The sequence below is a fragment of the Rummeliibacillus pycnus genome, from assembly GCF_044359855.1.
GTDB lineage: Bacteria > Bacillota > Bacilli > Bacillales_A > Planococcaceae > Rummeliibacillus > Rummeliibacillus pycnus_A.
In genome coordinates this window covers 3,875,662-3,889,060 of sequence record NZ_CP132291.1, presented here as the reverse complement: position 1 = coordinate 3,889,060, position 13,399 = coordinate 3,875,662, and the positions used below count along the sequence as shown (strand labels likewise).

The window sequence follows — 13,399 nt, the reverse complement described above, 5'->3', positions numbered from 1 at the left end:
TTTCCTCCCTATCTTTAACCATTCACGATATCTTGTAAGTATTCCCATCTTTCAATAAGGTGTTCATATTTTGCATTTAATTCTTCTAATTCAGCGGTCAAATTCTGCAACAAGGTAAAGTCTGAACCAGCTCCTGAAACACCTTCTTCAGCAGCCATTATATCTTCTTCTACTTTGGCAATCTCCTCTTCGATGGTCTCCCATTCTTTTTGTTCTTTAAATGATAATTTTTTCTTTTGCATTTTTACTTTTGGTTCTTTTACTTTTTCTACTTTTTCTACTTTTTCTTCTTTTACATGTGGTAAGGCTTGAATTTGTGATTGTTTTGCAAGATAATCACTATAAATTTCTAAGCTTTCTTCAATACCACCATGACCATCAAATACCCATAGTTTCTTTGCAATACGGTCCAAGAAGAAACGATCATGTGAAATGGTCACAACAACCCCAGGGAATTGTTCGATGAAATCTTCTAAAACTGAAAGCGTTTCGATATCTAAATCATTTGTCGGTTCATCTAGCAATAACACATTTGGTTGTTCCATTAAAAGTTTTAGTAAATATAGTCGTTTTCTTTCTCCGCCTGATAATTTACCAATTGGTGTCCCATGAGTGTGTAATGGGAATAAAAAGCGTTCTAACATAGAAGCAGCTGAATGATGCTCGCCTGTAGCGTCTTCAATATCATTTGCTGTTTCACGAATGTATTCAATCATCCGTTGATTTGCATTCATCTCAGGAAGGTGTTGGGTAAAATGTGCAATCCGAACAGTTGAACCTACATCAATTACACCTTTATCTGGAGTAATATTGCCAGCAAGCATGTTTAATAATGTACTTTTCCCCGCTCCATTCGCCCCAATAATCCCAATTCGGTCCCCTTGTTGTAAAAGGAAAGAGAAATGTTCTAGAAGGTTTTTATCTTGATAGCCCTTTGATATATCATTGGCCTCAATTACCTTTTTTCCTAATCTAGAAGTAGCAAGTCCCAGTTCTAGGTTCATATCATCTGATTTATGTTCTAGATTTTCGGAAAGCTCTTCAAAACGTTGGATCCGTGCCTTTTGTTTCGTAGATCGAGCTTGAGCACCGCGTCTAATCCATTTTAACTCTGATCGATAACGGTTCCGCATTTTTGCTTGAGTAGCTACGGCCATTTCTTGTCGTATAGCTTTTGCTTCTAAATATGCAGCATAATTTCCGTTATGTTTGTATAATGTTTGATTTGCAATTTCATAGATATGTGTTGAAACTGCATCGAGGAAGTAGCGATCATGCGTGATGAAAATAACTGCTCCTTTTAAACGTAAAACCATATCTTGTAACCATTCAGTTGATTGAACATCCAGATGGTTGGTAGGTTCGTCTAGTAAATATAAATCTGCCGGTTCAATTAAAACCTTCGCTAAAGCAACTCTTTTTTGTTGTCCACCTGAAAGATTGACAACTTGTTCTTCAAACATTTCAATGCCAAGCTTTGTTAAGGCTGTTTTTGCTAAGGCATTGACATCCCATGCTTGTTGTTGATCCATCTGTTGTTGCAAACGGAAAAGCTGTTCCTGTAAAGTAGTAGATTCTGGTTTGTGGCTTAGTGCAATTACTGTTTCTTCGTATTGACGATTTAGCTTTAAAATTGGAGAATCCCCAGCAAAGACAGCTTGTAGTACGGTTTCCCCAGGTGAAAATTCAGGATTTTGTGGTAAATAAGCTACACGATATTTATTGGGACGATCTAAATCAATCGTGTCCGCTTCAAGTTCGCCAGCTAAAATTGCCATTAGTGTAGACTTACCAGTACCATTAATACCGATTAGACCAGCTCTTTCTCCTTCAACGATCGTAAATTCGATATTTTCAAATAGCGTTTTATCGCCCACTGTTTTTGTACAATTTGAAACGATTAAATGACTCATAATTCCCCTTCTCTTTCTAACTTCAGTTGTTTTAAAAAGTCTACCATAAATTGATGGCGTTCTTCAGCCAATTGCTTTCCTTTAGCTGTAGTCATTAAATCTTTTAACAATAGAAGCTTTTCATAAAAATGTGTAACAGATGCCGTTTCTTTTTTGCGATATTCCTCTTCTGTCATTTGCTGACGAGATTCTTCCTTCACATCATACAACTTACGTCCTTTCGCTCCACCAAATGCGAAAGTTCTTGCAATCCCTACTGCACCAATCGCATCCAGTCTGTCCGCATCTCGTACAATTTTTGCTTCTAGTGATTTTGCCTCAAGCTCATTACCCCCGCGGAATGATACAGCAGCAATTATTTCTTGAATTTGTTGAATCTCTTCTTGCGTTAACTCCAGTTGATTTAAAATTGTTATTTCATTTTCTTTTCCAGTGGTATACTTTGGATCACTTACATCATGTAATAAAACAGCTAATTGGACCAATTCTTCATTAGCTGATAGTTCTGTTTTTAAAATTGCTTTTGCATTCATCATGACACGTTCAATATGCTGAAAATCATGACTAGCGTCAAATTGTTCGTAAATGGATTTTACAAATTGTTCGCATTGCTCCACTTTATTCATAATTAAATTACTCCTTTTCTTGCAGTAGTTCTATTATACCGAGAAATACACGATCATTGTGCATTGACGAATGAATTCACTAAAAAAGACTATTTCCACTACAAAATTTGCAATGGAAATAGTCTTTCTAGTTGATTATTAGAATAATCCTACTGCGTTGCCATTTTCGTCTACATCCATTTTCAATGCAGCAGGTACTTTAGGAAGACCAGGCATTGTCATAATATCACCTGTTAAGCAAACGATAAATTTAGCACCAAGCTTTGGAATGAGTTCACGGACTGTAATGGTAAATCCTTCAGGGCGACCTAGTAATTTAGGTTGGTCAGACAATGAGTATTGCGTTTTTGCCATACAGATTGGCATTGAATCCCAACCGAATTTTTCGATTTCAGCAATTTGTTTTTGTGCATTATCTGTAAATTTCACATCTTGAGCACCATAAACCTTTTGAACAATTGAACGTACTTTATGTTCAATTGAATCCGTAACATCATAAATTGGTTTGAAGTGATTTTCTTTATTTACAACTTCTAGCACTGCCTTTGCAAGCTCTATACCGCCTGCACCGCCTTCTTCCCAGACATTTGTGCGAGCCACTTTAACGTGTTGATCATTACACCATTCCATAATTTCTTCAATTTCTGCTTCTGTATCTGTAATAAAACGGTTCAAAGCAATAATCGGCTCTACACCAAACTGACGAACAGTATCGATATGTTTTCCAAGGTTTGTAATGCCTTTTTTAATCGCTTCAACGTTTTCTGTTTTTAGTTCTGTTTTATCAACACCGCCATGCATTTTTAATGCGCGTGCCGTTGCTACGATTACTACCGCATCTGGTTTAATGTTTCCTTGAACAGCTTTAATATCCATGAACTTTTCAGCACCTAAATCAGCACCAAATCCAGCTTCTGTCACAACGATATCAGCAAGCTTGCGTGCAGTATTCGTTGCTTGGATTGAGTTACAGCCATGTGCAATATTCGCAAATGGACCACCATGAATAATGGCTGGAGTACCTTCAATTGTTTGGACTAGATTTGGTTTGAACGCATCTTTTAATAGAAGAGTTAGCGCTCCTTCAACACCTAAATCACGAACAAAGACAGGTTCTTTGCCATAAGTATAGCCGATCACAATATCAGAAAGTCTTTTTTTCAAATCTTGAAGGTCTGTTGCCAAGCAGAAAATTGCCATGATTTCAGATGCAACGGTAATATCAAAACCATCTTCACGTGGTGTTCCTTGTCCAGGACCACCTAGACCTATTACAATGTGGCGTAAAGCACGATCATTCATATCTAATACACGTTTCCAAATAATTCGGCGTGGGTCAATATTAAGTATATTTCCTTGATGAATATGATTATCAATTAATGCTGATAGTGCATTATTTGCAGTTGTAATTGCGTGTATATCGCCAGTAAAATGAAGATTTATATCATCCATAGGTAATACTTGAGCGTAACCACCTCCTGTGGCACCACCTTTTATCCCCATAACAGGTCCCAATGAAGGTTCCCGCAGAGCGACCATAACATTTTGTTCTAATCTATGTAAAGCATCTGCAAGCCCAACAGTTACAGTCGATTTTCCTTCTCCAGCTGGTGTTGGATTCGTTGCAGTAACAAGAATTACTTTTGCATTTGGTGTATATTGCGATAGTTTACTAACATCGATTTTAGCTTTGTATTTCCCATAAAGCTCTAGAGCATCTTCTGGAATACCTGCAACTTCTGCAATTTCTGCTATTGGACGCATTGTTGCATTTCTTGCGATTTCTAAATCTGATAAAGGTTGGGTAGTTTTTGACACAGCGGTTCCTTCTTTCCGTTTCAAAAATTATAGATGAGCTTTATAATTGATCCTCACCCTCTTACTAACCTAACCATACTATAAAATAGAATATTCAGCAATTAGAGCTAAGTATCGACAAATAATTGACATTTTTTATATAATCATGTATAGTTTATCCATCATTTATTATTGGGGGAAGTGAAACTTCACTCCGTGTGGATTTTCTTGTCCCCTATGAAGTGTTAGTAAACAAATCAGATTTTACGGACAGTTGATTCCTTACTTTCCTGTCTCACACCTGGGTCTTGAAGTCGAAGTGGATGTTTGGACTTGCCGCTAATGCTTAATAAATGTGAAAATTTGAATTTTGTTGTTGGGAGGAACGCGAATGCACCACGGAAAAGTAAAATGGTTCGATAACGAAAAAGGCTATGGTTTTATTGAGTACAATAATGGTGATGACGTTTTTGTCCATTTCACTGGCATTCAAGAAGAAGGTTTTCGTACTTTAGATGAAGGACAAAATGTGAGTTTCGATATTATCGAAGGAAACCGCGGTCCCCAAGCGGCAAATGTAATTAAATTATAAATATAAAAGCTACTCAGTCGAATGACTGAATAGCTTTTTTCTATACCCCTACCCTTTTTGCTTCAATTCTGACGATTTGATGCTTATTCACTTCATTTACGATAAATTGAAAACCGTCTGCTTCAAAGAAATCTCCTTCTTTTGCATTATCTTGATGTGACATAAACCAGCCACCAATTGTATCAATCGCTTCCTCATCAATTTGTACACCCAACATATCATTTACTTGATTAAGCAATACTTTACCATCGAAACTAAAATGGCCTTCTGCTACTTTTTGAATCTCTGGTAATTCATCACCATCAAACTCGTCTCTAATTTCACCAACAATTTCTTCAATAATATCTTCTATCGTTACAAGTCCTGATGTGCCGCCGTATTCATCAAGTAAAATGGCCATATGAATTCTCTCTTTTTGAAATTTAACTAGTAGATTGTTAATTGGGACTGTTTCAATAATACGAATAACTGGTTGGATATAATTCTGCACTGTTTTAGATCCGCTTTTTTCATCTATAATAAGCGCTGATAAGAGCTGTTTCATATTAACGATTCCTATTACGTGGTCTTTATCACCATCAGTAACTGGATAACGTGTATATTGCTCCAAATTCATCAACTCAAAAACTTCATCTAATGTTGTTTCCTTATCAAAACTTACAATTTCAGTTCGAGGCACCATAATTTCCTTTGCAATCCGTTCATCAAACTCAAAGATTTGATTCACTAATTTATATTCGGAAGGATTGATTTCACCATTCTTATAGCTATCGGATAAAATCATACGTAATTCTTCCTCACTATGAACTTCTTCTCCTTCGGATTGCATTTTCAAGCCAAAAATACTCGTCAAAACTCTCGCTGATCCATTTAATAATTTGATTACTGGATACATGATGTTATGAAAAAGTATTAACACCCCTGAAAAATTCAAGGTAATCTTCTCTGCTTGTTGAATCGCAAAAGTCTTCGGTGCTAATTCACCTACTACAACATGTAAAAACGTTACAACTGAGAAAGCAACAATAAAGGACAGCAAAGTTGCTGTACTTCCTTCTACACCAATTGCTTCAAAAAGCGGACGCAATAGTTTATCTGCTGCTGGTTCGCCAATCCAACCTAAGCCGAGTGCGGTAATAGTAATACCTAGCTGACATGCAGATAAATATTCATCTAGATGTGTTAGCACCTTTTTCGCTTTTATCGCTTTTTTGTTGCCCTCTGCGAGTAACTGATCGATTCGCGTTGTCCTCACTTTTACAATTGCGAATTCAGTTGCGACAAAAAATCCGGTCATCGCAATTAAAATAACAAACAGAACTAAATTACTGGCTATTTCAATGTCCAAATACGGTCTCTCTACGTCAAATACACTTTTTCAACGTAGAGAATTCACCTCCTATTTTTTCTTACTATTCTAAATTTATAGGAAATCATATTAAAAAAGCAAATTAAAGCTGTTATTAATATATTATTTTTTTCTAAAAATTATAAAAGAATTCACTTTTCCTTATAAAAAGAATTTGTTTAACAACGCTATTAATGTTTCATACGTTTCGCTACGGAAGGAACCGCTTTCCCACAGGAGCCGTCGCCTTTCGTTCAAGTAAGAATACAATAAAAAATCAACAATATCATTTAACAGAGCCTATAAAAAAACACCTTAATTAAAAGGCGTTTTGTTTACAATATTTATCTTACAGCTACAACTGCAAAAAACTCATTATATAATGCTTGCAAAATCACATTTTCAAATTTTTCTTGGACACCAAATGACAAACTTACTTCTGACGACCCTTGGTTAATCATTTCAATATTCGCACCAGTTTTTGAAATAGTTGCAGTTGCTCGTGCTGCTAAACCAGTATTATTTTTCATACCTTCTCCCACAACAACAATCATCGAAAAACCGTGGCGGAAGTATGCATCATCTGCATGTAATTCTCTATAAACACGATTAACAATTCGTTCTTCTTTCTTAGGTGATAATTGGTGGGTACGAATAATAACCGAAATATCATCCAATCCAGATGGTGTGTGTTCATATGAAATCTGTTCTTCTTCTAAGATTTGAAGTAATTTACGCCCAATTCCTATTTCTCTATTCATCAAATATTTTCTTACATATAAAATGGAGAATCCAGAGTCTGCTGAAATCCCTGTAACTGGTCGAAGATTTTCTTTTCGGTTTGAAACGATTCTTGTTCCCTCTGCTTGAGGATTGTTTGTATTTTTAATGTTAACTGGGATACCTAGTTTAACCACAGGCATTAGTGCTTCATGATGAAATACAGAAAAACCGGCATATGAAAGTTCTCCCATTTCTCTGTATGTAATTTCTTCAATTTCTAAAGGATTAGTTATCACATTCGGATTTACGCTATATACACAATCCACATCTGTAAAGTTTTCATACAGACTAGCTTGAACAGAAGCTGCCAAAATTGATCCTGTAATATCAGAACCTCCACGATCAAAGGTACGTAATACACCGTTTTTAGTATATCCAAAGAAACCTGGAAAAACGATTACTTCTGCAGAATTTTTTAGAGCGTTTAGATTAGCATAAGCTTCTGGCTGAGCTTGAGCTCGTTCAGGTCCACTATTTACAATAAGTCCCGCCTCTTTAGGACTAACATATTTTGCTTTAATACCAATATTGTTAAAAAACTGCGCTATCATTTTGGCATTATTATCTTCGCCACTTGCTTTTAATGTATCAAGTAAATATTCCTCACTAATTTTGGAAGCCTTATCAATTCGTGCATGTAAATCTGCTGCAATTTCTTCAGTAATTGAAGGGTCAAGGCCTAAGCCTTCCGCATTTTCTTTATACCGATTAACCACATTTTGCAGTTTTTCTTCATACTTGATGTCTGCAATAATTGCTTCTGCTAATTCAATTAATAAATCAGTAACTTTAAAATCCTCACTATATCGTTTACCTGGTGCAGATACTACTACAAATCTTCGAGTAACATCAGATTTTACAATTGCAGCTACTTTTTTAATTTGCTCTGCACTAGCGACTGAAGTTCCACCAAATTTACATACTTTCATCTCATCAGATCCTTACGTTAATTTTCTTTTGTACCCCTATAGCAAACAATTGTTTTTTCACAGTGTACAGATTATATTAAAAATAGTCAATACATTTAGTTAAATTACTATTCTAAATTTATACAATTGATCATTTTTCAAAATATCTAGGATACAATTATATTCGTTTCTTTAGATTTTCTCTACAACATTTAAAAAAACACCATAAGAAAACTTATGGTGTTTTTTACAAAAAATCTATGTTTTAGATTATTATGATTTTGTATAAGACTTTAATAATTCTTGACCTAAAAACTGTAACTGCTCACCGACTGTGCAAGATCCAATACAAAATTTATGAGCACCTGCTTTGCCACGTTCTTTTCGCATTTGTTTTTTAACTAAACAGCCTTCGCAATAGTTTCCTAACAGTTCATCGATATCTTTTACGATGGTGACCTGCTCCATCAAAGTGAATCACCTCATTTGCAGTATTTGTCTATTCTACTACCGATATGTGTTAAGATGCAAGTATAGAACTTGGAAGTGGTGATGAGATGTTAGAAGTATATATTGATGCTGCAAGTGCAGGAAATCCAGGTCCCAGTGCCATTGGCGTTTTCATAAAGGGCGAGGGTCACCAAGTTAAAATAAGTGAACCCATTGGTATTACAAATAATCATGTTGCTGAATTTATGGCTCTTATTCGGGGATTGCAAGAAGCGGCAAAGATAACTACTGGTATAATTTCTGTTCGTTCTGATTCTAAAATCGTAGTTGCTTCTATTGAAAAAGAATTTGTAAAAAATGAAGAGTATAAACCTTATTTAGAAGCTGCATTGAAACTAACAGGACAATTTGATTTGTTCTTTATCAAATGGATTCCAGATTCACAAAATAAAGCTGCAGATGCACTTGCTAGACAAGGGATCCAAAAAGGAAAACAACATTGAGTGGCAGTTATATAAAGAAAGAAGGATTGAACTTTAAATCATCTAAGTTCAATCCTTATTATTACCTTTTTAAATTGTTTGATGCTGTGGCTTACGAATTGTTTTTATAAAATAAACTAAACATGTAATGAAGACTACTACTGCTGCAACTACATAAACAGCATCATAATGATAATGCGTTGCTACAATTCCTAGCAACCACGATCCAAGTGCAATCCCTACATCGAATAGAGTGAAGAAAGTGGCTGTTGCGTAACCACTTCGACTATGTTCTGTTGATTGAACGCAAAGTGATTGAAAACTTGGCACCAATGCACCATACCCCAAACCAACCAAAACACCCGCTACTAAAAACAATACAGGCCCATTTACTGAAGCTAATGTCAATAATCCAAGTACAAAGAAAAGGAATCCAGGGATTATAACATATTTCGGGCCTTTCGTATCATATAGTTTCCCTGTGACTGGGCGTGTTAGAAGCATAGCTGCTGCATACACTAGATAAAACAAGCTAGCTACTCCCATCAAATGTTGTTCCTTAGCATAAACTGATAAGAAGGATAAAACACTTGAATATGAAATTGCAATAAAACAAGCAAAAAATGCATATGGTAAAGCCTTTTTCTCAAATAAATCAGAAAGTGTAAAAGAGAATTTATCCGATTTTGGTGGAACTGGCAAATCATCTAACTTAATAGTCATTGCACATAGACCACCTAATATAACAACAATACTCATTATAATAAATAACAACTCAAAATCTAAATATTGAATGACAAGTAACCCAACAAATGGCCCTAATACTACTGCTAAGTTTAGAGACATTGTAAAATATCCTAATCCTGTACCTTTTCGTGATCTTGGCACTATGTCTGCTGCAATTGAGTTATTTGCAGTTGTTAAGATACTAAAAGAAATACCTTGAATAAAACGCAATATGAGTAGTAACAAGAATGGTTTTATAAAGATGTATAAAAGAGTTGTAATTAGATAGAGGATCAAACTCATTAATAGCATTTTTCTTTTTCCGACTATATCAAGGGCTTTCCCTGTAAATGGTCGAATAAGAATTGCAGAAAGCAAGAAGATTGAAAGGAGTAACCCTGCATCACCCTCTGAACGATGAAGCTCTCCTGTCGTATATAGTGGGAGTACAGAAACTAATCCATAAAATACAAAAAACACGCTCATATTCGTGCAAAATAAGCTAATAAATCTTTTCGTCCATATTCTATTTTGGTCTTCCAAAAAATCATCATCCCTTCAATTTTCGTAAGAGAGACAAAAACATCTGTTGTTCTTCAATAGTTAATCCTTTGGCACTTGAATTTTCAAATTGTATTACAGCTGCTTCAACTGCTGGATACTTTTTAAGTCCTTCTTCCGACAATGTAACGATCTTCGAACGACGGTCTTCTCCATCATGTCGTACTAACCAGCCAAGTTGTTCTAATCTTGTAACTGTTCTTGTTACAGTTGGTGCTTCAACATTCAAATACTTCCATATTTCTGTTAATGTCATCTTTTTATGCTGATGCACCGTAAACAAAATAGACCATTGGCTATTGTATAAACCATAGTCCTTTAAAACAGTATTTAAATTGTTAGTGAATTGTCGTGTCGTTTGAAAGATTTCGTGAAAAATAATGTTCATAATGTCCTCCGTATATTATTTACCTAGGTAAATAACTATAATTAGTGTATTCCTAAGTTTTATATTTGTAAATAGTTTTTGTCATACCACAAAAATGAAATCGCTAACATTGTATTAATACAATAAAAAAACTTAATAACCGCTTACCGGGCTATTAAGTCTTTTGATTATTCCATAATATTCATTAAAGCTCCAATAGCTCCACTGAAACCATGATCTTCTAAAAAAACAGGCGTTTTCTTTTTTAAAATAGTATAGTCGGCGATTATTTCTCGCAACTTGTCATTTTGGTCTAGTGTTGTACCAATATAGATAATATGCTCAACATCCATTTGTTCAGCTAATTGAATACTTAGTGTCGTAATTACTTCACCTACTAAACCTTGTACAGTTGCTAAAATATCTGCTGATTCGTATTCTGCAGATTCTTTTATACCCACTTTTCCGAAATTACTAGCAGTTAAGGAAGGTTTTAGCTCGACTGGCGTCTCAATGCCTTGAAAAATCTCTTCCACCAACAAATCAATATCTTGTCGGTTACCATTTTTAGCAAGCTGAAGTATTTCCTTATAATCTTTAATACCTGTAGTTAAAGCTGCAAGACCGATTAAAGTACCTCCACCTACACCTGTTCCTCCCACTCTCATATGCTCCATGTCATCCATATAATGAATAGAAGTACCAGTGCCTACATTCGTAATAATACTTTTATCAAATTGATGGTCTTCTTTCGCTAATTGGTAGCGAACCCCCTTCAACGTAGCTTCGAATTCTACTATATAGTGAATCGATTTATCCGAATCTAACATCGCCTTAATTTGTCCTGTTCGGCCACCTGTTAGACCAATTTCTTCGATATCTTCTTGTTGCTGAATCCATTCTAGTATAGCTGGTAAATCATTTGACGGGAAATGCTTTAGCTGTATTTCATGCTGATCATTTAAATATGCCAACTTTGTCAGCGTTCCCCCAGCGTCTATTCCTATTGCCTTTGTCATACAAATCTCCTTTTTAATCGCCCACTAACACTTTACTCCGTAATATTAGAATGTTCAATTTGCATTTTTGTTTTACTTTGCTTGGTAGAGGATTGATTCCTACTACAACTGTTTGACTTGCTTTTTCTAGTCTAATCTAAACAGCTTTAGTCAAAGCCTGTCATATGTAATCGACTTCAAATACCGGAAACAATGTGTCTCTTTGCATATCAATTTTTACAACAGCCAACGGTTATAATTCCTATCAGATAATACCACTTAATTTTTTCATATTATAGCATAATGGCTATACTTTGAAAATGCTTTCAAAGATATATATCCCCATAGAAATATAGGCAATCAAATGCTTTTACAAATTAGAATAAAAGGATGTTTATTTATGAGGAGACGCTATGCAGAATACAAATGGATTACGAATTTAAGAAAAATAAAATTGCAGAAGAAAGAGGAATAATCCTTTTACAGGTAATAAACGATTATCAACACCGATTCGAACCTGCAAGTAGCTGCAGCTAAAAGATTGCCCTCCGCTTTTAATTACATCTGACTTCAACAATATAATAAAGAGTTCCATTCCTGTAGGCGGGAATGGAACTCTTTTATTATTGATTATTTAATTTAGTATATATCAAGAGCATTTGTGTGATTTCGTCATCCGTTAAGACTTTGAAATAATCTTTTTTCAGTTCTTGACCTAGTACTGTTGCTTGTTCCAGTACATCTAATCCTAACTGTGTTAATGCTAAATAAGAGATACGACGATCTTCAGAGTCTGCTTTTCGAAGACAGTAATTATTGGTAATTAACTTGTCCGATAAATGCGTTAAAGATGCGGGTGCAAACTCTAGATATTTGGCAATATCTGAAGGTCTGCTTGGACCATTATCTTTTAAATAACTAAGAACTAATATATGAGATATGCCTATGTTAACTTGGAAAAGTTTTTTCCAACGCAAAATCATTTTCGCATTTACTTTATCCATCTCATGAAGTAATTCAAATAGGGTTGGATTTTCTTGCATGCTCTTCCACCTCTTTTATATAAATTATTGTGCCGAATAGCCACCATCAATTACTAATTCTGCACCAGTGATGTAGGAAGCTTCATCAGACGCTAAGAATAATGATGCATTCGCAACTTCTTCTGGTTTACCAAGACGGCCCATTGGAGTTGCACGGATTAACATATCCATAGCTTCTTTAAATTGACCTATATTAGCTGTCATAGGAGTTTCAATCACACCTGGGAATACAGTGTTTACTCGGATATTAAATTTACCAAGTTCAGCAGCTGCAGCACGTGCAATTGCTCTTAATGATCCTTTAGAAGCTGTATAAGAGTTTGTACCTGAACCGATTAATGCAGTGTAAGAACATGTGTTAACAATTGATCCTTTACCAGCTTCCTTCATATATGGTTTAACATGTTTGATCCCTAAGAACGGACCAAATGAGTTGATTTTGTGTATCAACGCCCAATCATCTGCAGTAATATCATCAGGTGATTTTTGAGATGAAATACCTGCGTTGTTGATTAAGATATCAATACGTCCATATTTTTCAACGATAGCTTTTGTTAGTTCTGCCCAGTTTTCGTCAGAAGTAACATCAAGTTTCATACCTTCAACGCCATCAATTTCAGCGATTTTATCTAAGTTTTCCTCACTAATATCAGCAGCGATAACTGTTGCTCCTTCTTTAGCAAATAATTCTGCCATTTTAGCTCCCATACCTGATGCTCCACCAGTTACAATTGTAATTTTATTTTCTAATCTACCCATTTGCAAAATCTCCTTTAACGTTAAAAATTTAGACGTCTAAATAATA

Annotated in this window: 13 protein-coding genes; 2 read left to right on the top strand and 11 right to left on the bottom strand. The window is 35.2% G+C overall.

Annotated features, from left to right (window positions below; translation table 11 throughout):
- Window positions 1-14: 14 nt before the first annotated feature.
- The 3 genes from Q8X41_RS18940 to Q8X41_RS18930 all read right to left on the bottom strand — a co-directional run bounded on the left by Q8X41_RS18940 (window position 15) and on the right by Q8X41_RS18930 (window position 4,357).
- On the bottom strand, window positions 15-1,913 hold the full coding sequence (locus Q8X41_RS18940) for an ABC-F family ATP-binding cassette domain-containing protein (RefSeq protein WP_397537782.1): 1,899 nt from the start codon (window positions 1,911-1,913) through the stop codon (window positions 15-17).
- Window positions 1,910-2,539: an HD domain-containing protein gene (locus tag Q8X41_RS18935; RefSeq protein ID WP_397537781.1), complete on the bottom strand. Its 630-nt coding sequence runs from the start codon at window positions 2,537-2,539 to the stop codon at window positions 1,910-1,912. Before Q8X41_RS18935 ends, Q8X41_RS18940 begins: the two co-directional genes overlap by 4 nt.
- A gap of 138 nt (window positions 2,540-2,677) precedes the next feature.
- Entirely contained in the window at window positions 2,678-4,357 is a 1,680-nt protein-coding gene (locus Q8X41_RS18930) for a formate--tetrahydrofolate ligase (RefSeq protein WP_397537780.1), read from the bottom strand.
- A gap of 370 nt (window positions 4,358-4,727) precedes the next feature.
- On the opposite strand from Q8X41_RS18930, the gene Q8X41_RS18925 reads away from it, so the two are divergent.
- Window positions 4,728-4,928, top strand: coding sequence for a cold-shock protein (locus Q8X41_RS18925; protein ID WP_397537779.1), 201 nt, complete (start codon window positions 4,728-4,730; stop codon window positions 4,926-4,928).
- Between the two features lie 40 nt (window positions 4,929-4,968).
- Here Q8X41_RS18925 and Q8X41_RS18920 read toward each other — a convergent pair whose 3' ends face one another.
- The 3 genes from Q8X41_RS18920 to Q8X41_RS18910 all read right to left on the bottom strand — a co-directional run bounded on the left by Q8X41_RS18920 (window position 4,969) and on the right by Q8X41_RS18910 (window position 8,435).
- A complete protein-coding gene (locus Q8X41_RS18920; protein WP_397537778.1) occupies window positions 4,969-6,276 on the bottom strand; it encodes a hemolysin family protein in 1,308 nt (435 codons plus the stop codon).
- A gap of 344 nt (window positions 6,277-6,620) precedes the next feature.
- On the bottom strand, window positions 6,621-7,988 hold the full coding sequence (locus Q8X41_RS18915) for an aspartate kinase (protein WP_397537777.1): 1,368 nt from the start codon (window positions 7,986-7,988) through the stop codon (window positions 6,621-6,623).
- Window positions 7,989-8,240: 252 nt separating this feature from the next.
- A complete protein-coding gene (locus Q8X41_RS18910; protein WP_397537776.1) occupies window positions 8,241-8,435 on the bottom strand; it encodes a zinc-finger domain-containing protein in 195 nt (64 codons plus the stop codon).
- Window positions 8,436-8,524: 89 nt separating this feature from the next.
- Here Q8X41_RS18910 and Q8X41_RS18905 point away from each other — a divergent pair, with 89 nt between their 5' ends.
- The gene (locus Q8X41_RS18905) at window positions 8,525-8,920 is read left to right on the top strand and encodes a ribonuclease HI family protein (RefSeq protein WP_397537775.1); all 396 of its coding nucleotides are present in this window, start codon (window positions 8,525-8,527) and stop codon (window positions 8,918-8,920) included.
- A 69-nt stretch (window positions 8,921-8,989) separates the two neighbouring features.
- On the opposite strand, the gene Q8X41_RS18900 is transcribed toward Q8X41_RS18905, so the two are convergent.
- The 5 genes from Q8X41_RS18900 to Q8X41_RS18880 form a co-directional block, all read right to left on the bottom strand.
- Window positions 8,990-10,168 (bottom strand): MFS transporter, encoded by a 1,179-nt coding sequence (locus tag Q8X41_RS18900; RefSeq protein ID WP_397537774.1) that lies wholly within the window; start codon window positions 10,166-10,168, stop codon window positions 8,990-8,992.
- 7 nt (window positions 10,169-10,175) lie between these two features.
- Window positions 10,176-10,574 (bottom strand): MarR family winged helix-turn-helix transcriptional regulator, encoded by a 399-nt coding sequence (locus tag Q8X41_RS18895; protein ID WP_397537773.1) that lies wholly within the window; start codon window positions 10,572-10,574, stop codon window positions 10,176-10,178.
- 167 nt (window positions 10,575-10,741) lie between these two features.
- A complete protein-coding gene (gene coaW / locus Q8X41_RS18890) occupies window positions 10,742-11,572 on the bottom strand; it encodes a type II pantothenate kinase (protein WP_397537772.1) in 831 nt (276 codons plus the stop codon).
- Between the two features lie 602 nt (window positions 11,573-12,174).
- Complete coding sequence (locus Q8X41_RS18885) at window positions 12,175-12,594, bottom strand: MarR family winged helix-turn-helix transcriptional regulator (RefSeq protein WP_397537771.1); 420 nt, start codon at window positions 12,592-12,594, stop codon at window positions 12,175-12,177.
- 24 nt (window positions 12,595-12,618) lie between these two features.
- Entirely contained in the window at window positions 12,619-13,353 is a 735-nt protein-coding gene (locus Q8X41_RS18880; RefSeq protein WP_397537770.1) for an SDR family NAD(P)-dependent oxidoreductase, read from the bottom strand.
- Window positions 13,354-13,399 lie beyond the last annotated feature (46 nt).